The sequence below is a fragment of the Streptomyces sp. NPDC052023 genome (assembly GCF_044548465.1).
Lineage (GTDB): Bacteria > Actinomycetota > Actinomycetes > Streptomycetales > Streptomycetaceae > Streptomyces.
Genome location: NZ_JBIUBW010000006.1, coordinates 202,114 through 225,329, shown reverse-complemented (window position 1 = coordinate 225,329; position 23,216 = coordinate 202,114). Strand labels below are relative to the sequence as shown.

At 72.3% G+C, this 23,216-nt stretch carries 27 protein-coding genes; 20 read left to right on the top strand and 7 right to left on the bottom strand.

Annotation, left to right across the window (positions count from 1 at the left end):
- Positions 1-58: 58 nt before the first annotated feature.
- Positions 59-466, top strand: coding sequence for an ATP-binding protein (locus ACIHCM_RS15835; RefSeq protein ID WP_399895220.1), 408 nt, complete (start codon positions 59-61; stop codon positions 464-466).
- Positions 467-550: 84 nt separating this feature from the next.
- Here ACIHCM_RS15835 and ACIHCM_RS15830 read toward each other — a convergent pair whose 3' ends face one another.
- Positions 551-724, bottom strand: coding sequence for a CsbD family protein (locus ACIHCM_RS15830; protein ID WP_399895217.1), 174 nt, complete (start codon positions 722-724; stop codon positions 551-553).
- Positions 725-860: 136 nt separating this feature from the next.
- Between ACIHCM_RS15830 and ACIHCM_RS15825 the strand changes: the two genes are divergently transcribed.
- The 7 genes from ACIHCM_RS15825 (at position 861) to ACIHCM_RS15795 (ending at position 7,247) form a co-directional block, all read left to right on the top strand.
- Entirely contained in the window at positions 861-1,031 is a 171-nt protein-coding gene (locus tag ACIHCM_RS15825) for a hydrophobic protein (RefSeq protein WP_399895214.1), read from the top strand.
- Between the two features lie 271 nt (positions 1,032-1,302).
- A complete protein-coding gene (locus ACIHCM_RS15820; RefSeq protein WP_399895212.1) occupies positions 1,303-1,674 on the top strand; it encodes a holo-ACP synthase in 372 nt (123 codons plus the stop codon).
- 166 nt (positions 1,675-1,840) lie between these two features.
- Complete coding sequence (locus ACIHCM_RS15815; RefSeq protein WP_399895209.1) at positions 1,841-3,280, top strand: NAD(P)H-hydrate dehydratase; 1,440 nt, start codon at positions 1,841-1,843, stop codon at positions 3,278-3,280.
- A gap of 553 nt (positions 3,281-3,833) precedes the next feature.
- Positions 3,834-5,036 (top strand): alanine racemase, encoded by a 1,203-nt coding sequence (gene alr, locus ACIHCM_RS15810; protein ID WP_399895205.1) that lies wholly within the window; start codon positions 3,834-3,836, stop codon positions 5,034-5,036.
- A 149-nt stretch (positions 5,037-5,185) separates the two neighbouring features.
- Positions 5,186-6,433, top strand: coding sequence for an alpha/beta fold hydrolase (locus ACIHCM_RS15805; RefSeq protein ID WP_399895202.1), 1,248 nt, complete (start codon positions 5,186-5,188; stop codon positions 6,431-6,433).
- On the top strand, positions 6,399-6,911 hold the full coding sequence (gene tsaE, locus ACIHCM_RS15800) for a tRNA (adenosine(37)-N6)-threonylcarbamoyltransferase complex ATPase subunit type 1 TsaE (RefSeq protein WP_399895199.1): 513 nt from the start codon (positions 6,399-6,401) through the stop codon (positions 6,909-6,911). The genes ACIHCM_RS15805 and tsaE overlap by 35 nt, the downstream gene beginning before the upstream one ends.
- Positions 6,912-7,088: 177 nt before the next feature.
- Entirely contained in the window at positions 7,089-7,247 is a 159-nt protein-coding gene (locus ACIHCM_RS15795; RefSeq protein WP_399895196.1) for a hypothetical protein, read from the top strand.
- 45 nt (positions 7,248-7,292) lie between these two features.
- Here the strand turns inward: ACIHCM_RS15795 and ACIHCM_RS15790 are convergent, their stop codons facing one another.
- Positions 7,293-7,847: a hypothetical protein gene (locus tag ACIHCM_RS15790; protein WP_399895194.1), complete on the bottom strand. Its 555-nt coding sequence runs from the start codon at positions 7,845-7,847 to the stop codon at positions 7,293-7,295.
- Between the two features lie 175 nt (positions 7,848-8,022).
- Between ACIHCM_RS15790 and tsaB the strand changes: the two genes are divergently transcribed.
- The 5 genes from tsaB to ACIHCM_RS15765 all read left to right on the top strand — a co-directional run bounded on the left by tsaB (position 8,023) and on the right by ACIHCM_RS15765 (position 11,710).
- On the top strand, positions 8,023-8,676 hold the full coding sequence (gene tsaB / locus ACIHCM_RS15785; RefSeq protein ID WP_399895190.1) for a tRNA (adenosine(37)-N6)-threonylcarbamoyltransferase complex dimerization subunit type 1 TsaB: 654 nt from the start codon (positions 8,023-8,025) through the stop codon (positions 8,674-8,676).
- Between the two features lie 5 nt (positions 8,677-8,681).
- Positions 8,682-9,191: a ribosomal protein S18-alanine N-acetyltransferase gene (gene rimI / locus ACIHCM_RS15780; protein ID WP_399895574.1), complete on the top strand. Its 510-nt coding sequence runs from the start codon at positions 8,682-8,684 to the stop codon at positions 9,189-9,191.
- Positions 9,184-10,269, top strand: a complete 1,086-nt coding sequence (gene tsaD / locus ACIHCM_RS15775) for a tRNA (adenosine(37)-N6)-threonylcarbamoyltransferase complex transferase subunit TsaD (protein ID WP_399895187.1) — start codon at positions 9,184-9,186, stop codon at positions 10,267-10,269. The genes rimI and tsaD overlap by 8 nt, the downstream gene beginning before the upstream one ends.
- Complete coding sequence (locus ACIHCM_RS15770; protein ID WP_399895184.1) at positions 10,266-10,523, top strand: hypothetical protein; 258 nt, start codon at positions 10,266-10,268, stop codon at positions 10,521-10,523. The genes tsaD and ACIHCM_RS15770 overlap by 4 nt, the downstream gene beginning before the upstream one ends.
- 98 nt (positions 10,524-10,621) lie before the next feature.
- Positions 10,622-11,710, top strand: a complete 1,089-nt coding sequence (locus ACIHCM_RS15765; RefSeq protein WP_399895181.1) for an LCP family protein — start codon at positions 10,622-10,624, stop codon at positions 11,708-11,710.
- A 160-nt stretch (positions 11,711-11,870) separates the two neighbouring features.
- Here ACIHCM_RS15765 and ACIHCM_RS15760 read toward each other — a convergent pair whose 3' ends face one another.
- Positions 11,871-13,034, bottom strand: a complete 1,164-nt coding sequence (locus ACIHCM_RS15760) for a methyltransferase domain-containing protein (RefSeq protein ID WP_399895178.1) — start codon at positions 13,032-13,034, stop codon at positions 11,871-11,873.
- A gap of 90 nt (positions 13,035-13,124) precedes the next feature.
- On the opposite strand from ACIHCM_RS15760, the gene ACIHCM_RS15755 reads away from it, so the two are divergent.
- From ACIHCM_RS15755 to groL, 4 genes are all read left to right on the top strand, one after another.
- Positions 13,125-14,045, top strand: a complete 921-nt coding sequence (locus tag ACIHCM_RS15755) for a polysaccharide deacetylase family protein (RefSeq protein ID WP_399895176.1) — start codon at positions 13,125-13,127, stop codon at positions 14,043-14,045.
- On the top strand, positions 14,042-14,839 hold the full coding sequence (locus ACIHCM_RS15750; protein ID WP_399895172.1) for a polysaccharide deacetylase family protein: 798 nt from the start codon (positions 14,042-14,044) through the stop codon (positions 14,837-14,839). The genes ACIHCM_RS15755 and ACIHCM_RS15750 overlap by 4 nt, the downstream gene beginning before the upstream one ends.
- 271 nt (positions 14,840-15,110) lie before the next feature.
- A complete protein-coding gene (gene groES / locus ACIHCM_RS15745; RefSeq protein ID WP_201876789.1) occupies positions 15,111-15,419 on the top strand; it encodes a co-chaperone GroES in 309 nt (102 codons plus the stop codon).
- 116 nt (positions 15,420-15,535) lie between these two features.
- The gene (gene groL / locus ACIHCM_RS15740; RefSeq protein WP_399895169.1) at positions 15,536-17,164 is read left to right on the top strand and encodes a chaperonin GroEL; all 1,629 of its coding nucleotides are present in this window, start codon (positions 15,536-15,538) and stop codon (positions 17,162-17,164) included.
- A gap of 66 nt (positions 17,165-17,230) precedes the next feature.
- On the opposite strand, the gene ACIHCM_RS15735 is transcribed toward groL, so the two are convergent.
- From ACIHCM_RS15735 to ACIHCM_RS15725, 3 genes are all read right to left on the bottom strand, one after another.
- Positions 17,231-17,938, bottom strand: a complete 708-nt coding sequence (locus ACIHCM_RS15735; RefSeq protein WP_399895165.1) for an ester cyclase — start codon at positions 17,936-17,938, stop codon at positions 17,231-17,233.
- A gap of 58 nt (positions 17,939-17,996) precedes the next feature.
- Positions 17,997-18,770 (bottom strand): SDR family NAD(P)-dependent oxidoreductase, encoded by a 774-nt coding sequence (locus tag ACIHCM_RS15730; RefSeq protein WP_399895162.1) that lies wholly within the window; start codon positions 18,768-18,770, stop codon positions 17,997-17,999.
- An 82-nt stretch (positions 18,771-18,852) separates the two neighbouring features.
- Entirely contained in the window at positions 18,853-19,521 is a 669-nt protein-coding gene (locus ACIHCM_RS15725; RefSeq protein ID WP_399895159.1) for an MOSC domain-containing protein, read from the bottom strand.
- A 79-nt stretch (positions 19,522-19,600) separates the two neighbouring features.
- Between ACIHCM_RS15725 and ACIHCM_RS15720 the strand changes: the two genes are divergently transcribed.
- A complete protein-coding gene (locus ACIHCM_RS15720; protein ID WP_399895155.1) occupies positions 19,601-20,497 on the top strand; it encodes a LysR family transcriptional regulator in 897 nt (298 codons plus the stop codon).
- A gap of 90 nt (positions 20,498-20,587) precedes the next feature.
- Here the strand turns inward: ACIHCM_RS15720 and ACIHCM_RS15715 are convergent, their stop codons facing one another.
- Positions 20,588-20,914, bottom strand: coding sequence for a WhiB family transcriptional regulator (locus ACIHCM_RS15715; RefSeq protein WP_393106435.1), 327 nt, complete (start codon positions 20,912-20,914; stop codon positions 20,588-20,590).
- Positions 20,915-21,295: 381 nt separating this feature from the next.
- Between ACIHCM_RS15715 and ACIHCM_RS15710 the strand changes: the two genes are divergently transcribed.
- A complete protein-coding gene (locus ACIHCM_RS15710) occupies positions 21,296-21,907 on the top strand; it encodes a response regulator transcription factor (protein WP_003948568.1) in 612 nt (203 codons plus the stop codon).
- 618 nt (positions 21,908-22,525) lie between these two features.
- Positions 22,526-23,113, top strand: coding sequence for a sigma-70 family RNA polymerase sigma factor (locus tag ACIHCM_RS15705; RefSeq protein ID WP_393106437.1), 588 nt, complete (start codon positions 22,526-22,528; stop codon positions 23,111-23,113).
- The last annotated feature ends 103 nt before the right edge of the window (positions 23,114-23,216 follow it).

Below are 23,216 nucleotides of genomic sequence, written 5' to 3'. Positions count from 1 at the left end.
GCTGCGGCAATGACACCGGACCTCTCTCGACTTCCCCCACGTCAACTGGAGCTCACGCATGCCCGAAACCGACTCCTGGGAGTACTCCCTCCACATCCCGAACGACCTCCGTGCCGTCACCGTCAGTCGGCGGACGCTGCGGCTGATCCTCACCCTGCACGGGCTGATCCGCTACGTCGACGTCGCCGAGTTGCTCGCGGCCGAGCTGGTTTCCAATGCCGTACGCCACACCAAGGGGCCTGCCGCGATGAGGGTGAAGTGGGCGGAAGGGGTGCTGCGCATCGGGGCCTGGGACGCCGATCCGGAGCCGCCCGAGCCGCCGCGGTCCTGGGGTGAACTCGAGGAGGTGGAGGAGGGGCGGGGGATGGCGCTGGTGCGGGCGTGCGCCGATGTGTGGGGGTGGCAGCCATCGGCGCGGGAGGGAAATCGGGGGAAATTCGTGTGGTGTGAGCTCGGCGCGGCGTAAAAGAGGGACGGTAATGGGTGCGGGACCCCTCCAAAAGAGGGCCCGCACCCGATTACCGTCCCTGTCCCGGCGTCCCTTCCGGGCTCAGTGGCGGAAGGCGTCCTTCGCCTTCTCCCAGGCCTGGCGCGCATCACCGTGGGCGCGATGCGAGCGCCCCGCGGCGTGCATCCGGCGGTTGCCGGACGTGCGGCCGAGGGCCTCCTTCGCCATGCCCATCAGCTGCTCCGCCTTGGCCTTCGCCTTCTGGTTGCCAGTCATGAGTTTCCACATCCCAACGTCGTCACGGCGTTTGGTGATGTCCGGGTTACCGCTTCGGCGCGGGCTAAACGACCCGAATTCTCGTGTGCTTGTCCGCTCGGAAGCGGGGAACTCGTCGTCCTGGAGGTTGATAGATATGGTTCCCCTTCTTCTCGTTCTTCTGCTGGCCCTGATCCTTTTCGGTGCCGGCTTCGCACTGAAGGCGCTGTGGTGGATCGCGATCATCGTGATCGTGTTGTGGCTGCTGGGCTTCCTGGTCCGGCCGACAGGCGCGGGCGGGCGGCGCGGCCGCTGGTATCGCTGGTAGAGCGCCTCGTCGCGGGTGCGCGTCGGCATGAAGGGCCCGGTCGCCGACCGGGCCCTTCGTGCGTCCGGCCCCGGCCGTTCGTGCGTCCGGCCCCGGCCCTTCGTGCGTCCGGCCCCGGGAGATGTGACCCACCAGGGCGCACAGTGCGCGGAATACGTGAAATCGGGCATCACTTCCCGCCCGGCGGGCACCCGCGTCGCACCGGGCGCCGGTGCGCAAGGGAACCAGCGCCTCCATGCCGGCGCCCGGCCTCGCCCGTAGGGTGCTCGGCATGAGCATCATCGGGGTCGGGATCGACGTGGCCGAGATCGATCGGTTCCGGGCGTCGCTGGAGCGTACGCCCGCGCTGGCCGACCGGCTTTTCCTGCGGAGCGAGTTGCTGCTGCCGAGCGGGGAGCGGCGGGGTATCGCTTCGCTGGCCGCCCGGTTCGCCGCCAAGGAGGCGGTCGCCAAGGCACTCGGCGCCCCGGCCGGTCTGCACTGGACCGATGCCGAGATCTACGTCGAGGAGAGCGGGCAGCCCCGGTTGCGGGTGGCCGGGACCGTGGCGGCGCGGGCGGCCGAACTCGGCGTGCGGTCCTGGCACGTGTCGCTCAGTCATGACGCCGGTGTCGCCTCGGCCGTCGTCGTCGCGGAAGGGTGAGCCCCCGGCCCCGGCGGAGGTGTGTGGCCCCCGGTCAGGTCGAGGTAACGGTCCCGGCGTTCGGACCGCGCGTCAGCCGGTCGGACGCGTTCCGCTGTCCACGGCAATGGGGTGGCAACGCGTCGATGGGTGCGACGGTGCCGGTGGTGTGCGGGAGACTCGGCGTATGCGTACTGCGTACAGCGTGGAGTCGGTTCGGGCGGCCGAGCGGAAGTTGATGGCGCGGCTTCCGGAGGGGGCGTTGATGCAGCGGGCCGCGGCCGGGCTCGCCGTCACCTGCGCGGAGTTGCTGGGGCGGGTGTACGGCAGCCGCGTGGTGCTGCTGGTCGGCAGCGGTGACAACGGGGGCGACGCCCTCTACGCGGGCGCGCGGCTGGCGCGGCGGGGGGCAGGGGTGACGGCTGTGTTGCTGTCCCCTGAGCGGGCCCATGCGGGTGGGCTTGCGGCGCTACGGCGGGCGGGGGGCTCCGCGGCCGGGCCGGGCGGGGCGGAGGGGCTGATCGAGCGGGCCGATCTGGTCGTCGACGGGATTGTGGGAATCGGGGGGAAGGGCGGGCTGCGGGCCGAAGCCGTGCCGTTGGCGGCGGCCGCCGCCCGCGCGCGGGCGGCCGTGGTCGCCGTCGACCTGCCGAGTGGGGTCGACGCCGACACCGGGGAGGTACGGGGTGCGGCTGTCCGGGCCGATCTGACAGTGACGTTCGGGACCCACAAGCCGGGACTGCTGGTGGATCCCGCGCGGGAGTACGCCGGGTCGGTGCGGCTCGTCGACATCGGGCTGGAGCTGCCTGGAACGGGCGTCGAGCTGGAGGCCCTGCAGCACGCGGATGTGGCCGCTCTGCTGCCGGTGCCGGCGCCGGAGAGCGACAAGTACCGGCGCGGGGTCGTCGGGATCGCCGCCGGGTCGGCCCGGTATCCGGGGGCCGCCGTGCTGGCGGTCGCCGGGGCGCTGCGGGGTGGGGCGGGGGCCGTACGGTACGTCGGGCCGGCCGCGGACGCGGTGATCGCGCGGTTCCCCGAGACGCTGGTGTCGGATCAGGGACCGCGGCGGGCGGGGCGCGTGCAGGCGTGGGTCGTGGGGCCAGGGGCCGGGGACGACGCGGGCCCGGTGGCCGAGGTGCTGAGGGCCGATGTGCCGGTGCTGGTGGACGCGGACGGGTTGCGGCTGGCGGAGGCCGGGGCGGTGCGGGGGCGGAGCGCGCCGACGCTGATGACTCCGCACGCGGGGGAGGCGGCGGCGTTGCTGGGGGTGAGCCGGGAGGAGGTCGAGGGGGCCCGGCTCGCAGCCGCGCGGGAGTTGGCGGGGCGGTACGGGGCGACCGTGTTGCTGAAGGGGTCCACGACGCTGGTGGCCGACCCGGAAAGCGGCGTGGCCGTGCGGGTGAACGCCACCGGGACGGGGTGGCTGGCCACGGCAGGGAGCGGGGACGTGCTCTCGGGACTCGCCGGGTCCTTGCTGGCGGCGGGGCTCTCGGCACGGGACGCGGGGAGTGTGGGGGCTTATCTGCACGGGCTGGCAGGGAGGTTCGCCGCTGACGGGGCGCCGGTGGGGGCGCTGGACGTGGCGGGGGCGATCCCGGGGGCCTGGCGGGATGTACGGCGGGAGTGAGCAGGTACCGGCCTGGGCCTGTGGGGAGGCGCGGAAGCGGTAGGGGTGCGGGTCGGTCTTGGGCACAGGGGTGGGTGCAGATGGGTCAGGGGTCCGGGCGGCCGGGGTGAGGACGGGTCGATGGGCCCAGGTGACCGGGGTCGGCCTGGGGCACGGGGCGGGGTGTGTATGTACGGGTCTGCCCGGGGCCACGGTGGCCGGGGGCGAGTGGCGGGTCGGCTCGGGGCATGCGGCGGGGGGTGAGTAGCGGGGTCGGCATGAGGCGGTGGCCGGTCGGCTTGAGGCATACGGCGGGGGCGAGTGGCGAGGTCGGCTCGGGGCTGCGGCGGGAGCCGAGTGGCGGGTCGGCTTGAGGCATGCGGCCGGGGCTCAGCGGAGGGGCGCCCGAAGGCGCGAGGCCTGAGGTCGAGTGGCGGTCGGCCCGGGGATCTGGAGCGCGCGTCGAGGGGACGGCACTGGTGGGTGAGGGCCGGCAGGGGCAGGGGCGGAGCGGCGACGGGCCGGTGGGGTCGGGGTCGAAGGGATGTCCGACCGCTCTGAGAGACTGGGCGCGATGAGTACCACTGCACAGTTGCCGGACACCGCCCCGTTGCGCGGTCGGGCTGAGATCGATCTTGGCGCGCTGCGCGCCAACGTGCGGGCCCTGCGCGCCCATGCGCCCGGCGCGGCCCTGATGGCCGTGGTGAAGTCCGAGGCCTACGGGCACGGCGCGCTGCCGTGCGCGCGGGCGGCCGTGGCGGCCGGAGCCGGCTGGCTGGGCACCGCCACGCCCGAGGAGGCCCTGGCGCTGCGGGCGGCGGAGGGCATCCCGGCGGACGTCCGGATCATGTGCTGGCTGTGGACGCCCGGGGGACCCTGGCGTGCGGCCGTCGAGGCCGACATCGACGTGTCCGTGAGCGGGATGTGGGCCCTGCGCGAGGTCCTGGAGGCCGCCCGGCAGGCGCGGCGGCCCGCGCGCGTGCAGCTCAAGGCCGACACCGGCCTCGGGCGCAACGGGTGCCAGCCCGGCGACGACTGGGCCGAACTCGTCGAGGCGGCGGTGCAGGCGGAGGCCGAGGGGCTCGTCCGGGTCACGGGACTGTGGTCGCACTTCGCGTGCGCCGACGAGCCCGGGCATCCCTCCATCGCCCTCCAGCTCGGCCGCTTCCGGGAGATGGTGTCGTACGCCGAGGGCGAGGGCGTCAGCCCCGAGGTGCGGCACATCGCCAACTCGCCCGCCACCCTCACCCTTCCCGAGGCCCACTTCGATCTCGTCCGCACGGGAATCGCGCTCTACGGGATCTCGCCCAGCCCCGAGATCGGCACGCCGGCCGACTTCGGGCTGCGGCCGGTGATGACGCTCTCGGCGTCGTTGGCGCTGGTGAAGCAGGTGCCGGGCGGGCACGGGGTCAGTTACGGCCACCGCTACACCACCCCCGGCGAGACCACCCTGGGCCTCGTCCCGCTCGGTTACGCCGACGGCATCCCGCGGCACGCCTCGGGGACCGGGCCGGTGCTGATCGGCGGTAAGTGGCGAACCGTCGCGGGGCGGATCGCGATGGACCAGTTCGTCGTCGACATGGGGGGAGACGAGCCACCGGCGGGGGCGGAGGCGGTGCTCTTCGGCCCCGGTGACCGGGGGGAGCCCACCGCCGAGGACTGGGCGCAGGCGGCGGGGACGATCGCGTACGAGATCGTGACCCGGATCGGAACGCGCGTCCCGCGCGTCTACGTCGATACCGAGGTCGGCCGGGAACAGCCCCTCAGGGGTAGGTGAACGGGGAACAAGACGGGTAACCCGCCGGAGGCGAAGTCCACGGACCCGTCAACAGGCGGAACGGACCCAGCAGTTCCACCAGACCCATAGACCCACAGACCCATAGACCCACAGACGAACGACAACGATCCGGCGAAGAGGAGCGGTACGTGAGCGAGAGCAGGGCGGAGGGCGTTGCCGACGCCGCCGCGGCCGTCGCTTCCGCCACGGGGGTGGCCGGAAACTGGCGCAAGGTGACCGGTGTCGCCGGCGCCGCGATAGGCGTGATCGCGGCCGGCGCGGCCGCCGGCGTCGCGATAGAACGGATGACCGTCGGGCGCGGCATGCGCAGAAAGGCCCGGCTCGCCCTCGACTCGACGGGACCGTACGGCGCGCTGCGCGGCACGCCGGGCCGGGCGTACGGCGACGACGGCACGGAGCTGTACTACGAGGTGGACGAGGTGGAGGCCGAGGCGGGCGTCGCGCCGCGGCGGCGCCGGCTGTTCGGGCGCAAGGCACCCGCACCCGTCACCGTCGTCTTCAGCCATGGCTACTGCCTCAGCCAGGACTCCTGGCACTTCCAGCGGGCGGCACTGCGGGGCGTCGTCCGGACCGTGCACTGGGACCAGCGCAGCCACGGCAGGTCCGGGCGCGGGGCGGCGCAGGTCCAGGACGGCGCGCCGGTCACCATCGACCAGCTCGGGCGGGATCTGGAGGCCGTGATCGACGCGGCCGTGCCCGAGGGGCCGATCGTGCTGGTCGGGCACTCCATGGGCGGCATGACCATGATGGCCCTGGCCGCGCAGTGTCCCGAGCTGATCCGTGACCGGGTGGTCGCGGTCGCGCTCGTCGGTACGTCGTCGGGGAAGCTCGGCGAGGTCAACTTCGGGCTGCCCGTCGCCGGCGTCAACGCGGTGCGGCGGGTGCTGCCCGGCGTGCTGCGGGCGCTGGGACAGCAGGCGGAGCTGGTGGAGAAGGGGCGGCGGGCGGTCGCCGATCTGTTCGCCGGGATCATCAAGCGGTACTCGTTCGCCTCCCGGGACATCGATCCGGCCGTGGCGCGGTTCGCCGAGCGGATGATCGAGGGCACGCCCATCGACGTGGTCGCCGAGTTCTACCCGGCATTCACCGACCACGACAAGACCGAGGCGCTCGCCCACTTCGCGGAGCTGCCCGTTCTGGTGCTGGCGGGGCTCAAGGATCTCGTCACGCCGAGCGAGCACAGCGAGGCCATCGCCGATCTGCTGCCGGACGCGGAGCTGGTCCTCGTACCGGACGCGGGGCACCTGGTGATGCTGGAGCACCCGGAAGTGGTCACCGACCGGCTCGCCGACCTGCTGACCCGCGCGGGTGCCGTGCCGGCAGGGGCTACCGTGGGTGGCTATGGAAGCACCAGCGGCACCGCACCACCCGGCTGAGACCGAGCTGATCGTCCACTCGCCCGAGCAGATGCGCGACCTCGGCCGCCGGCTCGCCAAACTGCTGCGCGCCGGAGACCTGGTCATGCTCAGCGGGGAGCTCGGCGCGGGCAAGACCACGCTGACCCGGGGGCTCGGCGAGGGTCTCGCAGTGCGCGGGGCGGTGACCTCGCCGACGTTCGTGATCGCCCGCGTGCACCCGTCCCTGGCCGACGGGCCGCCGCTCGTCCACGTGGACGCGTACCGCCTGGGCGGCGGGCTGGACGAGATGGAGGACCTCGACCTCGACGTCTCGCTGCCCGAGTCCGTGGTCGTCGTGGAGTGGGGCGAGGGCAAGGTCGAGGAGCTGACCGAGGACCGGCTGCACCTCACCATCCACCGCGCCGTGGGCGACACGACGGACGAAGTACGGCACGTGACGCTGACGGGGCTCGGTGAGCGCTGGGCGGCGGTGGATCTGGCGTCGCTGTCGGCGTGACCGAGGGGAGACGGTCACGGGCCGTCACCTCAAGAGACGTTCCGGCAAGACGTTCCGACAAGACGTCGGCAAGATATTGCGTCCGGGGACCCGGACGTGGTCACATGGTATCCAGTCGCTGGTTAGGTGTACCTAACTTACGCCCGGCCAGCTCCGCCCCCGCCCTCAGGAGGCGTCATGCCGACCACGGACCGCACACCGCAGCGCCCGCCCGCCGGGCCGTCCATGCGCGATCTGCTGGCGTCCTGCGCCGCCGCGGCCGCGATCTCCACCCCACCGCGCGCCCCTGAGCCGCCGGCGCCCCAGCAGCGGGTGGAACACCGCGAGGCCGCATAGCGGGCAGCGGACAAGCGCCCGGCGGCGCACGATGCCGGCGCCTGCCTAGCGGATGACGACGACCTTCTGCCCGATCGTCGCGAACATCCACATCGCGTCCCCGTCCTCCTGCGTCTCCCGGATGCCCCCGGTGCGCACCGCCGGGTCGGGGGGCAGCGTGGAGCCGTCGACGGCGGCGCTGAAGCCGATGACCACCCCGTCGACGCTGGTGAAACGGACGACGTGCTCGACGGGGGTGCCGTCGGATCCGGTGGTCTCGCCGGAGCGGGAGGTCACCGCGTAGGTGCCCGGCGCCGGGTCGACCGCGCTGGGCATGACCCTGAACGTGCGCTGCACGGTGTTGCGCGGGCCGACCAGCCACACCCGGTCGTCGTCGAGCGAGTACACGACCCGTTCGCCGGTGCCGGAGCCGCCGGGCAGGGCGGTGGCGTGACGCTTGTCCCGGGGGGCCTTGGACGCGACCGCCGCCGGCGAGCCACCGGCGCCGTCCGGCGACAGCCCGGCGGGGACGGTCGCCGCCGCCTGGTAGGCGAGGAAGCCGACCGCCGTGAGGGCGGCCGCCGTCAGCCCGGTCACGATTCCGGCGCTGGTGCTGGCCACGGCGCCCACCTCCGCGTCGTCCGTCCTGGGGTGTGGTTACGTTAGGTGACGGTAGCAGCACTCAGGGGATGGATCGGGGCGGCCGTGGCCGCGACCGGGCACCGTGTCGGGGCCGCCGGGGGCCGTCGGTGCCATGGCGTCGGCCACCGGGCGCGAGGAGCCGTACGCTGAATGCGTGCTCTTGCTCGCTCTGGATACCGCCACCCCCGCCGTGACCGTCGCCCTGCACGACGGCACGGACGTCATCGCCTCGTCGAGCCAGGTGGACGCCCGCCGGCACGGTGAGCTGCTGCTTCCGGCCGTCGATCGCGTCCTGACCGACACCGGAACGAAACTCGACGCCGTCACCGGGATCGTCGTAGGCATCGGCCCGGGGCCGTACACCGGGCTGCGCGTCGGGCTGATGACCGCCGACACCTTCGGGCTCGCCCTCGGCGTCCCCGTGCACGGCGTGTGCACGCTGGACGGACTCGCCTACGCGACCGACATGGAGGGGCCCTTCGTCGTGGCGACCGACGCCCGGCGCAAGGAGGTCTACTGGGCGCGGTACGACGACTCCCGTACCCGCGTCACCGACCCGGCCGTCGACCGGCCCGCCGACATCGCCGGGCAGGTCGAGGGCCTGCCCGCCGTCGGCGGGGGCGCGCTGCTCTACCCGGACACCTTCCCGGTGGCGCACGAGCCCGAGCACGTCTCGGCCGCCGCGCTCGCCCGGCTCGCCGTCGAGCGGCTGGACAAGGGCGAGGAACTGCCCCCCGCCCGGCCGCTCTACCTGCGCCGCCCGGACGCCCAGGTGCCCAAGAACTACAAGGTGGTCACGCCCAAGTGACCGAGGTGACCGAGCCCGTGACGCCCGTGCTGCGGGAGATGCGCTGGTGGGACATCGACGCCGTGCTGGAGCTGGAGCGGAACCTGTTCCCCGACGACGCCTGGTCGCGCGGCATGTTCTGGTCCGAACTCGCCCACGCCCGCGGCCCCGGCGCGACCCGGCGGTACTTCGTCGCCCAGGACGGCGACCGGATCGCCGGGTACGCCGGGCTCGCCGCCGCCGGTGACATCGCCGACGTCCAGACGATCGCCGTCGCCCGCGACTACTGGGGCAGCGGCCTCGGCGGACGGCTGCTGACCGAACTGCTGCGGGCGGCGACCGCGTTCGAGTGCACCGAGGTGATGCTCGAATGCCGGGTGGACAACGTCCGCGCGCAGAAGCTCTACGAGCGCTTCGGCTTCGAGGGCATCGGCTTCCGGCGCGGCTACTACCAGCCGGGGAACGTGGACGCCCTGGTGATGCGCCTGACCGACCCAGCAACCTCCGTACAAGGAACCGAGATCCGACATGGCTGACGAACCCCTGGTGCTGGGGATCGAGACCTCCTGCGACGAGACCGGTGTGGGCGTCGTGCACGGCACCACACTGCTCGCGGACGCCGTCGCCTCCAGCGTCGACGAGCACGCCCGCTTCGGCGGCGTGGTGCCCGAGGTCGCGTCCCGCGCGCACCTGGAGGCGATGATCCCGACCATCGACCGGGCGCTGAAGGAGGCGGGGGTCGGCGCGAAGGACCTGGACGGCATCGCGGTGACGGCCGGGCCGGGGCTGGCGGGCGCGCTGCTGGTCGGCGTGTCGGCGGCGAAGGCGTACGCGTACGCACTCGGCAAGCCCCTGTACGGCGTCAACCACCTCGCCTCGCACATCTGCGTGGACCAGCTGGAGCACGGGCCGCTGCCCGAGCCGACGATGGCGCTGCTGGTGTCCGGCGGCCACTCGTCGCTGCTGCTCTCCTCCGACATCACCTCCGACGTGCGGCCGATGGGCGCCACCATCGACGACGCGGCCGGCGAGGCCTTCGACAAGATCGCCCGGGTGCTGAACCTCGGTTTCCCCGGCGGCCCGGTCATCGACCGCTACGCGCGCGAGGGCGACCCGGAGGCGATCGCGTTCCCACGCGGCCTGACCGGCCCGCGCGACCCGGCGTACGACTTCTCCTTCTCCGGGCTGAAGACCGCGGTGGCGCGCTGGATCGAGGCCAAGCGGGCGGCCGGCGAGGACGTGCCGGTGCGGGACGTGGCGGCGTCCTTCCAGGAGGCGGTCGTGGACGTGCTGACCCGGAAGGCCGTGCGGGCCTGCCGTGACGAGGGCGTCGACCACCTGATGATCGGCGGCGGTGTCGCCGCCAACTCCCGGCTGCGCGCCCTCGCACAGGAGCGCTGCGAGGCCGCCGGCATCCGCCTGCGGGTGCCCCGGCCCAAGCTGTGCACCGACAACGGCGCGATGGTCGCGGCGCTGGGCGCGGAGATGGTGGCCCGCAACCGGCCGGCGTCCGGCTGGGACCTGTCGGCGGACTCGTCACTGCCGGTGACGGACCCGCACGTGCCCGGGCACGACCATGTGCACGAGGTCAGCAAGGAGAACCTGTACTCGTGACGGTCGCGTTGATGTGGGAGGCGCGGGCGGTTCCCGGGCGGGGCGAGGAGCTGCTGGCGTGGGCGCGCGCACAGCGTCTCGTCCCCGGGCCGCTGCGCCGGGAGACCTTCCGCGCCCCGCAGGACCGGGTCCTCGTCATCACCTGGTGGGACGAGGCCCACGACGCCGTCCTCCCGGAACTGCCGGAGCCGGACGGGGAGCTGGTCACGCGGGCGGTGCACCGGTGGCGGTTCGAGCCGGTGGACGAGGAGTGAGGCGTCCGGACTGCCGGACGTCTGAGAAGTCTTAGATTCTCCGAAGAAAACAGGGTTCGCGTCCCCACGCGAAACAATTCGGACGTACGTTCCTGTTCGTGACGGGACACATAACGGAACATGGCGGGAACGGGGACGGCGACGGGGGTCCCAGAGGCCGGGGAGGCCGAGGAGACGGCACGGGGAACCGGCGGAAGGGTGCGCTGAAGACCGCCGGTCTCCTCCTCGCCGGGGTGCTGGGGCTCGGCGGTGCCGGGGCGGGCTGGCTCTACTGGCAGCTGAACGGCAACATCAAGAGCGTCGACATCAACGGCGCCCTGGGGGACGACCGCCCGGCGAAGCCGACGCCCTCCACCTCCGTCTCCGCCCCCGCGGCGCCCCGCGAGGCGGTGAACATCCTGGTGCTGGGCTCGGACTCGCGGGCCGGCGCCGAGAACCAGGCCCTCGGGGGCGGCGACAGCGCCGGAGCCCGGTCCGACACGGCGATGGTCGTGCACCTCGACGCCGGACGCACGGGGGCCACCGTGGTCAGCATCCCGCGCGACACCCTGGTCACCCGTCCGTCCTGCCCGCTGGAGCCGGGCGGGGACGCGGCCGGGGCCCAGGGCGTCATGTTCAACAGCGCGTACGAGCTGGGCGGTCCGGTGTGCGCGGTGAAGACCGTCGAGTCGATGACCGGCGTCCGTATGGACCACTACATCGAGATCGACTTCGCCGGATTCGCCCGGCTGGTGGACGCGCTCGGCGGGGTCACCGTCACCACCGGGGCGGACATCGAGGACGAGGACAGCCGGCTCACCCTGGCGGCCGGCACCCACCACCTCGACGGCGAGCAGGCCCTGGCCCTGGCCCGCACCCGGCACGGCATCGGGGACGGCAGCGATCTGGGGCGCATAGGCCTTCAGCACCAGCTCGTGAAGGCGCTGCTGGAGCAGGCCGCGTCGACCGGCCTGCTGTCGGACCCGAGCCGTCTGTACGAGGTCGCGGACGCGGTGACCGGGAGCCTGACGACCGACACCGGCCTCGACTCGCTGCCCGAGCTGACGAGGCTCGGCGAGAGCCTGAGCGGCCTGCCGGCGGAGGCCGTGGAGACGGTGACGATGCCGGTGGTGCCGGCGGCCTCGGACCGCAACCGTGTGGTGGCGAAGGAGCCGGAGGCGGCGGAGCTGTGGGAGTCGCTGCGGTAGGCCCCGGGCGAGCGGCCGGGGCGGCGGAACCGCGCGGAACCCTTCATGTGGCCGAGGCATGATCACCGGGTTCCCCACGGCACCGACGCCGTGATCCCCGAGGGGGCCGGCCAAGGGCTGCGCGATCGGCAAGGCGGTCGTCGCGTCCTGAGGGCGCCCGTCAGCTCGCCGGGTGGCCGATCAGCATCGTCGGGGCCCCCGCCACCCGGGTGAGGAACACCGTCGCGGAGTGGGGTCCCTGCGGCTTCACCTTCTTGCGGAGCTCCTCCGGTTCCACCGCCGAGCCCCGCTTCTTCACGGTCAGGATCCCCACCTCCCGTTCCCGCAGCAGGGCCTTCAACTTCTTCACGTTGAAGGGCAGTTGGTCGGTGATCTCGTAGGCGGAGGCATACGGTGCGGGGCGCCGCTCGTCGGCGGTGACGTACGCGATCGTCTCGTCGATCAGCCCGCCGCCGAGCTCCGCGGCAACCTCGGCGACCAGATGGGCGCGGATGACGGCGCCGTCGGGCTCGTACAGGTAGCGCCCGACGGGGCGAACCGCCGGGTCGGGCAGGCCGCGGGAGCGCAGGGTGCGGGGGCCGGGGAGGAGAGTGGCGCGCACCAGGCCGGGCTCGGTGCCGAACCACAGCACCGCCTCCTTCACATCCCCGCCGTCCGAGATCCACTCCGCCTCGGCCACGTCGGGAACCGCCTCGTGCGGGATGCCGGGCGCGACCTTCAGGGCGGCGTGCGGGGTGGTCGCCGCGGCCCGGACGGCCCAGGAGAGCGGGGGCGAATACGCCTCCGGATCGAAGATCCGGCCCCGGCCGCCGCGCCGCGCCGGGTCCACGAACACCGCGTCGTACGCCGAGAAGTCCACCTCGGTGACGTCCGCCTCGCGCACCTCGATCAGCGCGTCCAGCCCCAGCGCCTCGGCGTTCGCCCGCGCGACGGCCGCCGTCGGCGCGTCGCGGTCCACGGCGAGGACGCGGATCCCGGCGCGGGCGAGGGCGATCGCGTCACCGCCGATGCCGCAGCACAGGTCGGCCACGGAGGTCACGCCCAGCTCGGCGAAACGCCGGGCGCGGTACGTCGCCACGCTCGCCCGCGTCGACTGCTCGACCCCGTGCGCCGTGAAGTACATCCGCTCGGCGTCCGCCGCCCCGAACTTGGCCACCGCACGCTGCCGCAGCCGCGCCTGACCGAGCGCCGCCGACACCAGGTCGGCCGGGTGGTCGCGGCGCAGCCGGGTGGCGACCGCGAGTTCCTGGGCGGGGTCGGTGCCGCGCACCTCGTCGAGGAGGGCCCGGCCTTCGGGGGTGAGGAGAGGGGCGAGGTCGTTCACCGGGACATTGTCGGCCAGTCGGTGGATGGTCCGCCGCCGGCGGCGGTGTCAGCGGGGGTTGGGGGGTGGGGCCTGGGAAGATCCGGCCCCATGGGACTAGTAGTACAAAATGACAAAAAAGGGCCGAATGGCCGCCTCAGGGCCTCGACGACCATGGCGGGAGTCGCCGTACTGACCGCCGCCTCCCTCGCCTCGGGCTGCGCGCGGAGCGACGAGGCGCCCCCGCCACCCCTCAAGGCGCCCCCGGCCCGCGCCCTCGACGGATACGCCGCCAAACTCCGCGCCGAGCACGCCGCGCGGGTCGCCGCCGCGAAGCGCTGGGGCCTGAAGGAGACCCCGCTGAGGGCGCCGGCACCGCCCGCGCGCAAGCCGCACATCGCCACCCGCGACGGATTCGAGGTGGACGGACACGTGGAGCAGAAGCTTCCGCCGGTCTTCACCACCGTCCCCACCAAGGAGAAGGTCGTCTTCCTCACCATCGACGACGGCGCCGAGAAGGACCCCGCGTTCCTGCGGATGATGACCGAGCTGAAGATCCCGTACACCGCCTTCCTCAGCGACTACCTGGTGAGCGAGGACTACGGCTACTTCAAGAAGATGCAGGCCAGGGGGGTGACCCTGAACAACCACACCCTCAACCACCCCTATCTGCCCGGCCTGTCCTACACCGAGCAGAGGGACGAGATCTGCGGCATGCAGGACGTCATCGAGCAGCGCTACGGCAAACGCCCGCGCCTGTTCCGCCCGCCCTACGGCAACTACAACTCCGACACCCTGCACGCCGCCAAGGACTGCGGCATCACGCACGTGCCGCTGTGGAACGAGGAGGTCTTCGTCGACCGCTGGGACTACCGCGAGTGGGACCGCGACATCCACCCCGGCGACATCGTCCTCAGCCACTTCCGGGGCACCGACGACTGGGCGGGCGAGATGCCCGACATGATCCGCGTCTTCCTCGACAAGATCACGGCGAAGGGGTACGCGGTGGGACGCCTGGAGGACTACCTGTGACTCGGCGCGGGTGGACGGCCGGGGCCGCGGTGCTGCTGGCCCTGCTCGCCGGCTGCGCACCTCCCGACGTCCCCCGCGGGCGGTCGGTGGAGGCGGGGGCGGCACCCGGCTCGGCCGCCACGCAGCCCCCGCCGTACCGCCGCTGGGGGCTGTCCGCGCCGCTCTCCGCGCCGCCCTCGCAGCTGCGCCACCCCGCCCGGCCGGCGGACGGGCTCGCCCCGGTCCTGGACCGCATCGCGACCACCCACAAGGTCGTCTTCCTCACCTTCGACGACGGCGCCGAGAAGGACCCGCGCTTCGTCGACATGGTCCGCGAACTGCGCCTGCCCGTGAGCATGTTCCTCACCGACAGCGTCGTCGGCCCCGGCTACGGCCACTTCGCGCGCCTGCGCTCGGTCGGCGCGAGCGTGCAGAACCACACCCTCGACCACGCCGCCCTGCGCGGGCTGCCGTACGCCGGGCAGCGCGCCGAGATCTGCGGCCAGCAGCAGAAACTCCGCGCCCGCTTCGGTGTCCGCCCGCATCTGTTCCGCCCGCCCTACGGCACGTACGACACGACGACCCGCAAGGCGGCCGCCGACTGCGGCATCAAGGCGATCGTGCTCTGGCGCGCCACGATGAACGCGGCCGACCTCACCTTCACCAAGGGCCCCGCCCGCCTGCGCCCCGGTGACATCGTCTCGGTCCCCTCGACCGAGACCCCCGAGCCCATGCTGCGCGAACGCACGACGCGCCTGCTCCGCCGGGTCCAGGAGGCGGGCCTGACCGTGGGGCGGCTGGAGGACTACCTCTGAGGGGAACGCCGGGAGGTGCGGGGCGGCTCTCCGGGACGCCTGGCACGCTGCGCGCACCGCCGCACGCGAGTGCCGTACGGCCGACGCGCCACGGGCAACTGGCACTCCGCTTGACCGAGTGCTAACCGCAGTCATAGTCTCGGCTCTGGCACTCCCCACTGGAGAGTGCCAACACAGCGACGGGCAGGTCCGGCACCCGCGACGACGGATCGACCTGGTCGCCACCTCAGACAGTTAACCCCGTGAGATCTCCGAAGGGGGAGGTCGGATCGTGACGACCACCAGCTCCAAGGTTGCCATCAAGCCGCTCGAGGACCGCATCGTGGTCCAGCCGCTCGACGCCGAGCAGACCACCGCCTCTGGCCTGGTCATTCCGGACACCGCCAAGGAGAAGCCCCAGGAGGGCGTCGTCCTGGCCGTGGGCCCGGGCCGCTTCGAGGACGGCAACCGCCTTCCGCTCGACGTCGCCGTCGGCGATGTCGTTCTGTACAGCAAGTACGGCGGCACCGAGGTGAAGTACAGCGGCGAGGAGTACCTCGTCCTCTCGGCTCGCGACGTCCTCGCGATCATCGAGAAGTAGTTCACCCACAGCACACCGCTTTGAGCTGCGCCCCTGGCACCCGCGACCGATAACGAAGCCGGGCGTCCGGGGCGCAGTTCATTTACCGCAGACTTTCCGAGAGGGCTCCCGCTGCCATGGCGAAGATCCTGAAGTTCGACGAGGACGCCCGTCGCGCCCTCGAGCGCGGCGTCAACAAGCTCGCCGACACGGTGAAGGTGACGATCGGCCCCAAGGGCCGCAACGTCGTCATCGACAAGAAGTTCGGCGCCCCCACCATCACCAACGACGGCGTCACCATCGCCCGCGAGGTCGAGGTCGAGGACCCGTACGAGAACCTCGGCGCCCAGCTGGTGAAGGAGGTGGCGACCAAGACCAACGACATCGCGGGTGACGGTACGACCACCGCGACCGTCCTGGCCCAGGCGCTGGTCCGCGAGGGCCTGAAGAACGTCGCCGCCGGCGCCTCCCCGGCCGCCCTGAAGAAGGGCATCGACGCCGCGGTGAAGGCCGTCTCCGACGACCTGCTGGCCTCGGCCCGCCCGATCGACGAGAAGTCCGACATCGCCGCCGTCGCCGCGCTGTCCGCCCAGGACCAGCAGGTCGGCGAGCTGATCGCCGAGGCGATGGACAAGGTCGGCAAGGACGGTGTCATCACCGTCGAGGAGTCCAACACCTTCGGCCTGGAGCTGGACTTCACCGAGGGCATGGCCTTCGACAAGGGCTACCTGTCGCCGTACTTCGTGACGGACCAGGAGCGTATGGAGGCCGTCCTCGACGACCCGTACATCCTCATCCACCAGGGCAAGATCTCCGCGATCGCGGACCTCCTGCCGCTGCTGGAGAAGATCATCCAGTCCAACGCCTCGAAGCCGCTGCTGATCATCGCCGAGGACGTCGAGGGCGAGGCCCTCTCCACCCTCGTCGTGAACAAGATCCGCGGCACCTTCAACGCCACCGCGGTGAAGGCCCCCGGCTTCGGCGACCGCCGCAAGGCGATGCTCCAGGACATGGCGACCCTCACCGGCGCCACGGTCATCTCCGAGGAGGTCGGCCTCAAGCTCGACCAGGTCGGTCTGGACGTCCTCGGCTCCGCCCGCCGCGTCACCGTCACCAAGGACGACACCACGGTCGTCGACGGCGCCGGCAAGAAGGAGGACGTGGAGGGCCGCGTCGCGCAGATCAAGGCCGAGATCGAGGCCACGGACTCCGACTGGGACCGCGAGAAGCTTCAGGAGCGCCTCGCGAAGCTGGCCGGCGGCGTGTGCGTGATCAAGGTCGGCGCCGCCACCGAGGTGGAGCTGAAGGAGAAGAAGCACCGTCTGGAGGACGCCATCTCCGCGACCCGCGCCGCGGTCGAGGAGGGCATCGTCTCCGGTGGTGGCTCCGCGCTCGTCCACGCCGTGAAGGTGCTGGAGGACAACCTCGGCAAGGAGGGCGACGAGGCCACCGGTGTCGCCGTCGTCCGCCGCGCCGCCGTCGAGCCGCTGCGCTGGATCGCGGAGAACGCGGGCCTGGAGGGCTACGTCATCGTCTCCAAGGTCGCCGAGCTGGAGAAGGGCAGCGGTTACAACGCCGCCACCGGCGAGTACGGCGACCTGGTCAAGGCCGGCGTCATCGACCCGGTCAAGGTCACCCGCTCCGCCCTGGAGAACGCCGCCTCCATCGCCTCCCTGCTGCTGACGACCGAGACCCTGGTCGTCGAGAAGAAGGAAGAGGAGCCGGAGGCCGCGGGCCACGGCCACGGTCACGGCCACGCGCACTGACGCAGGACCGCACCGAGGAGGCCCGGCACCGGACGGTGCCGGGCCTCCCCGTTTCCCCTCGCGGGTCTACCGTTCCATCTCCTCGAACGCGCCCAGCTGCTCCATCAGCCCCAGCCGGTCGTACTCCCACCAGGCCTCGGCGAGCCTGCCGTCAACGCCGCAGCGGAAGACGGTCGTCCCCGTCATGGTGACGTCCTTGCCCGTGGCCGGGATGCCGAGGAACTCGCCCTTGTGCGTGCCCTTCCAGAACCATCGCGCACACACCCGGTCACCCTCCGCGATCAGGTCCTCGACGGTGAACTCGAAGTCGAAGCCGTCCCGCCAGACGCGCAGCTCGCGCCGGACGTGATCCATCCCGACCACGTCCTCCACGTTCGCCGGATCGTGGTGCTGATGGTGCTCGACCATGACCTCGTCGAGCGGGGGCAGCTCCCCGGCCTCCGACGCCAGGGCGAAGAACCGCCGCACCGTGGTGCTGGACAGCTGCTCGTCCCGCACCACGTCCAGGTCCGTGAACCTCGGCGCCTCGTCGCAGAGCGCGACCATCTCCCGGAAGATCCGGTCGGTCTCCGGCAGCGTGGAGTTCCGCATCGCTTCCTCGTACGACGGGAACTCCACGATCTCGATGAAGTGCGACGCGTCGGTCCGGTCCTTGCCGATCAGACTGTGCGTCGCCGTCCGTTTGCCCTTGGTCTGCTCGACCCACGCGTCCATCAGCCGGTCGAGCTCCTGGAACCGGCTGGTCTTGCAGTCGATGACCTGCACGAATGTCATGGCGCCGCCTCCCGTCCCCCCTGGGCCCGGTGCACGCCTCCATTGTCCCCCGGCGGGCTCACTGCGGCCCGTACTTGCGTCCCGCCCGTGAGCTGACCCCGCCGAGCAGTCCGCGGGGGGCCACCTTCACCACTCCCATGAGGGCCTTGTAGCGAGGATCCGGGATGGAGAGGGTCTTGCCGCGGGCCAGGTCGGCGAGGGCCGCTGCGACCAGCTTGTCCGCGTCGAGCCACATCCAGCTCGGGATGTTGTCCGTGCCCATGCCGGCCCGCTCGTGGAACTCGGTGCGGACGAAGCCGGGGCACAGTGCCATCAGCCGTACGCCGCTGCCCGCCAGGTCGCGGGCCGCGCCCTGGGTGAACTGGACGACCCAGGCCTTGGACGCGCCGTAGGTGCCGCGGGGGAGGAAGGCCGCGACCGAGGCGACGTTCACGACACCCCCGCGTCCCCGCTCCCGCATCGCCTCGGTCGCCGCCGACGTCAGCCGCAGCACGGCCTCGCAGTGCACCTTGAGCATCTTCAGCTCGTCGGCCATGGACACGTCGAGATAGCGGCCCTTGTTGCCGAAGCCGGCGTTGTTGATCAGGAGGTCGACGGGGTTCTTGCGGTCGGCGAGGCGGGCGGCGACGGCCTCGATGCCGGTGTCCGTCGCCAGGTCCGCGGTGAGCACCTCCGCCTCGATGCCGTGCCGGTCGTGCAGTTCGGTCGCCTGCTCGCGGAGGCGTTTGGTGTCGCGGGCCACCAGGACGAGGTTGTGCCCGTCCGCCGCCAGCCGCCGCGCGAACGCGGCGCCGATTCCCGCGGTCGATCCCGTAATCAGAGCCGTTGTCATGGGCCAAGGGTAGTGACCCGCAAGGGCGGGCGACGGCGGCCGAGGGTGAAGTTTTCGCGGGTTATGCCCTCGTGACCTGCGGTCAGGCGTCCTGCGGCGCCGCGTACTTGCGTGCCTTCGCCAGCCACTCCGGGTGCAGGGCGTCGCCCGCCTGAAGCAGCCGCGGCAGCAGCGCCGTCTGCGTCGTCCGCGCGCGGAAGGCCAGCGAGACGGTCACCTCGTGGGCGGGCCGGTGCACGATCTCCACCGGATCACCCGCACGGATCTCGCCGGGCTCCAGCACGCGCAGGTACGCCCCCGGAGCGGCCTGGCGGGTGAACCGCCTCACCCATCCCCGTTCATCCAGATGGCTCTGGAACGTCCGGCAGGGGATCCGGGGCGAGGTGATCTCCAGCAGCACCTGCCGCCCGATCCGCCAGCGCTCGCCGATCAGCGCGCCGGAGACGTCGATCCCCGACGTGGTGAGGTTCTCGCCGAAGCAGCCGTTGGCCAGCGGGCGTCCCAGCTCGCGTTCCCACGCGTCGAGGTCCTCGCGTGCCATCGCGTACACGGCCTGGTCGTCGCCTCCGTGGTGGCGTGTGTGGCACACCGCGTCGCCGGCCAGGCCGCTGCCCCCGACGCCCTTGGGACCGGGCGCCGCCACCCGGACGGGCCGGTCGACCGGGCGCTTGTCGATGCCGGTCACGCCTTCGGGGTTGTCCGTATAGGGGACGGCCTGCACTCGGCCCAGGTTCACAGACAGAAGCCTCATGCGGGAACGGTAGGCGACCGCAGTCAAAGTGTCGACGAATTATTCGACGCCGTACCCAAGGCTCGCTTATGCTTGGACCGTGATCGAGGCCCGTCATCTGCGCGTCCTGCGCACCGTCGCCGCCACCGGTTCCTTCTCCGCGGCGGGTCGCGAGCTGGGGTGCACACAGCCCGCCGTCAGCCAGCAGATGAAGGCGCTGGAGACGTCCGTGGGGACGCCCCTGCTGGTGCGCACCGGACGGGAGATGCGGCTGACGCAGGCGGGCGAGGCGCTCGTCCGGCACGCTTCGGGCATCCTCGCCGGGCTCACCGCGGCCGAGGAGGAGGTGGCCGCGATCGCCGGGCTGCGCGCCGGACGGGTCCGGCTGGTGTCCTTCCCCAGCGGCAGCTCCACCCTCGTGCCGACCGCCCTCGCCGCCCTGCGCGCCGCGCACCCGGGAACCCGGGTGTCCCTGGAGGAGTCCGAGCCGCCGCAGTCCGTCGACAAGCTGCGAGCCGGCGACTGCGATGTCGCGCTCGCGTTCCGTTACGAGGGGGCGGCGGGCGCCGAGGAGTGGGACGACCTGGTCGTACGGCCGCTGCTGACCGACCGCCTGGTGGCGCTGGTACCCGAACGGCACCGGCTCGCGCGCTCGCAGTCCGTCGCCATCGGGGAACTCGACGGCGAACCGTGGATCGCGGGCTGCCCACGCTGCCGCGGCCAGTTGATCGAGGTGTGCGCGGGCGCCGGCTTCACACCGCGCATCGACTTCGCCACCGACGACTATCCGGCGGTGGTCGGCCTGGTGGGCGCGGGTCTGGGGGTGGCGGTGCTGCCACAGCTGGCGATCGAGTCCGTACGGCCCCGGGGGGCGCGTGCGGTGACGCTGGAACCGGCGGTGCGGCGGGAGATCGTCGCGCTGACGCTGCCCGATCTGGCGCAGGTGCCGGCGGTGCGGGCGACGCTGGATCAGCTGGCGAGGGCGGCGGCCCGGTAGCCACGCCCGTCAGTTCCCGGAGGGTCTTGGGCACCCCGTGGTCAAGGGGTGGAGCAGGTGCAGGTGTGCTCCATCTGGAGAAACGTTCCTTCAGGTGTTCGAAGCGGCATTGCCGCCTGTCGACGCCGGCACCAGCCGGTGGCGTGCCCTCCCCATGAGCTCCTCGCGCTCGTCCTCGGTCAGCCCGCCCCACACGCCGTACGGCTCGCGCACCGCCAGCGCGTGTGCCGCGCACTGCGCGCGGACCGGGCACCTCATGCAGACCTCTTTGGCCGAGTTCTCGCGAGCGCTCCGCGCCGCCCCGCGCTCGCCCTCCGGATGGAAGAAGAGCGAACTGTCCACCCCGCGACAGGCGGCCAGGAGCTGCCAGTCCCACAGGTCCGCGTTCGGTCCGGGAAGGCGGGAGAAATCTGCCATTGCGTGACCCCTTGTAGCCGTTCTGAGCGGATACGGTGCCCACGACCGTACATCTACGATCTAAGGAGATGAAAATATGACTCATTGCGAATCTAGCCTCAGACACCAGCAGATGGGAAGAAATAGGTCTAAATGGGGCATAGGTTGTGATGAAAGATTGTGGGTCTCCCGCGCATGTCTGCACCGTGTCCGTGCCCTCACGTAGAGTGCCGAAGACGGCGCACAGCCCCGTAACTCTTTCGAGTGACCGTCGTTGAGAGTGCGGAGGCGGTTGAAAACACAAGCGCTCGGGCAGGCGTCCGAGACGGTCGACCGCACAGGTGACGATTTCGTACCAGCCTGGAGGCTCAAGGTGACGCGCATCAGCTGCGGAGGGCGGCCATGACTTCCGTCCTCGTCTGCGACGACTCCCCGCTTGCCCGAGAGGCGCTCCGCCGCGCGGTCGCGACCGTGCCCGGTGTCGAGCGTGTGACGACGGCGGCCAACGGCGAGGAAGTCCTCCGCCGCTGGGGTGCCGACCGCTCGGACCTGATTCTGATGGACGTACGCATGCCCGGACTGGGCGGCGTCGAGACGGTGCGGCGGCTGCTGTCCGCCGACCCCGGTGCGCGCATCATCATGCTCACCGTCGCCGAGGACCTCGACGGCGTGGCCCTGGCGGTCGCCGCCGGTGCCCGGGGGTACCTGCACAAGGACGCCTCCCGCGCGGAGCTGCGCGCGACGGTCACGCAGGCACTCGCCGACCCGACCTGGCGGCTCGCCCCGCGGCGGCTGCGGTCCGCCGAGATGGGGGCGGCGCCGACGCTCACCGCACGGGAGATCCAGGTGCTGGAGGGCATGAGCCACGGCCGCTCCAACGCCGAGATCGGCCGCGAGCTGTTCCTCTCCGAGGACACCGTCAAGACGCACGCCCGTCGCCTGTTCAAGAAGCTCGGCGCCTCGGACCGGGCGCACGCGGTGGCGCTCGGCTTCCGTTGGGGCCTGGTGCGCTGACACGCGTCCCGGCGAGCGGGGGCGCCGAGCCCCCGCTCGGGTGCGGAGGAGGCGACACGATGGGGGTACCTCCCAGCCTGGCCTGGAGCGCCGGACCACTGTCCGGCGCCGCCTGCGCCGGGCACGTGCGGCTGCCGACGGCGACCGGTGGTCCGCGACGCCGGCGCGCCCGCGTGCCGGTGCTGCGCCGGGCCGGTCACGGCCGCGTTCGTCAGCCGTCGGCTCGCTCTGCGCGCACCTGGTGCCCGGGTTCGCCGGGTGTGGGTCCGGGTGCCGCGCGGACGGGGGATTTCCGGACGCGATGGGCGGCAGGCGGACGTGCGGGTGATCGCGTCGCCCGGAGCGCCGTCGTGCGTGGTCACAGCCGCCGCGCCGGGAGCCCCGGCCGGGGCGGGACGGGCAGCGACGGCGGGTGCGGCGGGGCCGGCCGGAGGATGGCCGCTGCTCGTTTCGGCGCGGATGCCGCATCCTTGAGGTGTGGAGTTCCTCGGGGACGAGTCGGTCGAGCGGAAGGGGAGGGCGCAGGGGATGACTTCCGGCGCACCTACTCATAACGCTTCGGTGCACAACAACGGAGGCAGTGCCGCGGACCATCCGGCCGCAAGGCACCATGGACCGATGCGTGACGACGAGGCGGCCACAGCCCGAGGGGCGATCGGTGCGCTCGTCCATCGCGCGGTCGACGGGGACGAGCAGGCCACGCACGACCTGCTCGCCCATGTACACCCACTGGCGCTGCGCTACTGCCGCACCCGGCTGTCCCGCCTCCCGGGGGACGCGCGCCACTTCGTGGAGGACCTGGCCCAGGAGGTCTGCGTCGCCGTCCTGCTCGCGCTGCCGCGCTACCGGGACACCGGGCGCCCCTTCGAGGCCTTCGTCTTCGCCATCGCCGCGCACAAGGTCGCCGATCTCCAGCGGGCGGCCATGCGGCACCCCGGCTCGACGGCGGTCCCGTCCGACGAGATGCCCGAGCGGCCGGACGACTCGCTCGGCCCCGAGGAGCGGGCGCTGCTCAGCAGCGACGCCGAGTGGGCCAAGAAACTGCTGGCCAACCTGCCCGAGAACCAGCGCGAGCTGCTGCTGCTGCGGATCGCGGTGGGGCTGACCGCGGAGGAGACCGGTCAGATGTTGGGAATGTCACCGGGGGCGGTACGCGTGGCCCAGCACCGTGCGCTGAGCAGGCTGCGGGCGCTGGCCGAACAGTAGGCGGGGCCCGGCGGGTGAACGCGCGCGCCCGGTGTTCCGTACGAACATACGAAGCCGTCAGCGGTCCGAAACCGTGGAATTTGCTGGCCGCGCTTCCCGTTAG

What these genes read in the sequence shown, in the direction of transcription:
- ACIHCM_RS15835 (WP_399895220.1), top strand. Translation starts at nt 59, where the DNA reads ATGCCCGAAACCGACTCCTGGGAGTACTCCCTCCACATCCCGAACGAC.
- ACIHCM_RS15830 (WP_399895217.1), bottom strand. Translation starts at nt 724, where the DNA reads ATGACTGGCAACCAGAAGGCGAAGGCCAAGGCGGAGCAGCTGATGGGC.
- ACIHCM_RS15825 (WP_399895214.1), top strand. Translation starts at nt 861, where the DNA reads ATGGTTCCCCTTCTTCTCGTTCTTCTGCTGGCCCTGATCCTTTTCGGT.
- ACIHCM_RS15820 (WP_399895212.1), top strand. Translation starts at nt 1,303, where the DNA reads ATGAGCATCATCGGGGTCGGGATCGACGTGGCCGAGATCGATCGGTTC.
- ACIHCM_RS15815 (WP_399895209.1), top strand. Translation starts at nt 1,841, where the DNA reads ATGCGTACTGCGTACAGCGTGGAGTCGGTTCGGGCGGCCGAGCGGAAG.
- alr (WP_399895205.1), top strand. Translation starts at nt 3,834, where the DNA reads ATGAGTACCACTGCACAGTTGCCGGACACCGCCCCGTTGCGCGGTCGG.
- tsaE (WP_399895199.1), top strand. Translation starts at nt 6,399, where the DNA reads ATGGAAGCACCAGCGGCACCGCACCACCCGGCTGAGACCGAGCTGATC.
- ACIHCM_RS15795 (WP_399895196.1), top strand. Translation starts at nt 7,089, where the DNA reads ATGCCGACCACGGACCGCACACCGCAGCGCCCGCCCGCCGGGCCGTCC.
- tsaD (WP_399895187.1), top strand. Translation starts at nt 9,184, where the DNA reads ATGGCTGACGAACCCCTGGTGCTGGGGATCGAGACCTCCTGCGACGAG.
- ACIHCM_RS15755 (WP_399895176.1), top strand. Translation starts at nt 13,125, where the DNA reads ATGGGACTAGTAGTACAAAATGACAAAAAAGGGCCGAATGGCCGCCTC.
- groL (WP_399895169.1), top strand. Translation starts at nt 15,536, where the DNA reads ATGGCGAAGATCCTGAAGTTCGACGAGGACGCCCGTCGCGCCCTCGAG.
- ACIHCM_RS15735 (WP_399895165.1), bottom strand. Translation starts at nt 17,938, where the DNA reads ATGACATTCGTGCAGGTCATCGACTGCAAGACCAGCCGGTTCCAGGAG.
- ACIHCM_RS15730 (WP_399895162.1), bottom strand. Translation starts at nt 18,770, where the DNA reads ATGACAACGGCTCTGATTACGGGATCGACCGCGGGAATCGGCGCCGCG.
- ACIHCM_RS15725 (WP_399895159.1), bottom strand. Translation starts at nt 19,521, where the DNA reads ATGAGGCTTCTGTCTGTGAACCTGGGCCGAGTGCAGGCCGTCCCCTAT.
- ACIHCM_RS15715 (WP_393106435.1), bottom strand. Translation starts at nt 20,914, where the DNA reads ATGGCAGATTTCTCCCGCCTTCCCGGACCGAACGCGGACCTGTGGGAC.
- ACIHCM_RS15710 (WP_003948568.1), top strand. Translation starts at nt 21,296, where the DNA reads ATGACTTCCGTCCTCGTCTGCGACGACTCCCCGCTTGCCCGAGAGGCG.
- ACIHCM_RS15705 (WP_393106437.1), top strand. Translation starts at nt 22,526, where the DNA reads ATGCGTGACGACGAGGCGGCCACAGCCCGAGGGGCGATCGGTGCGCTC.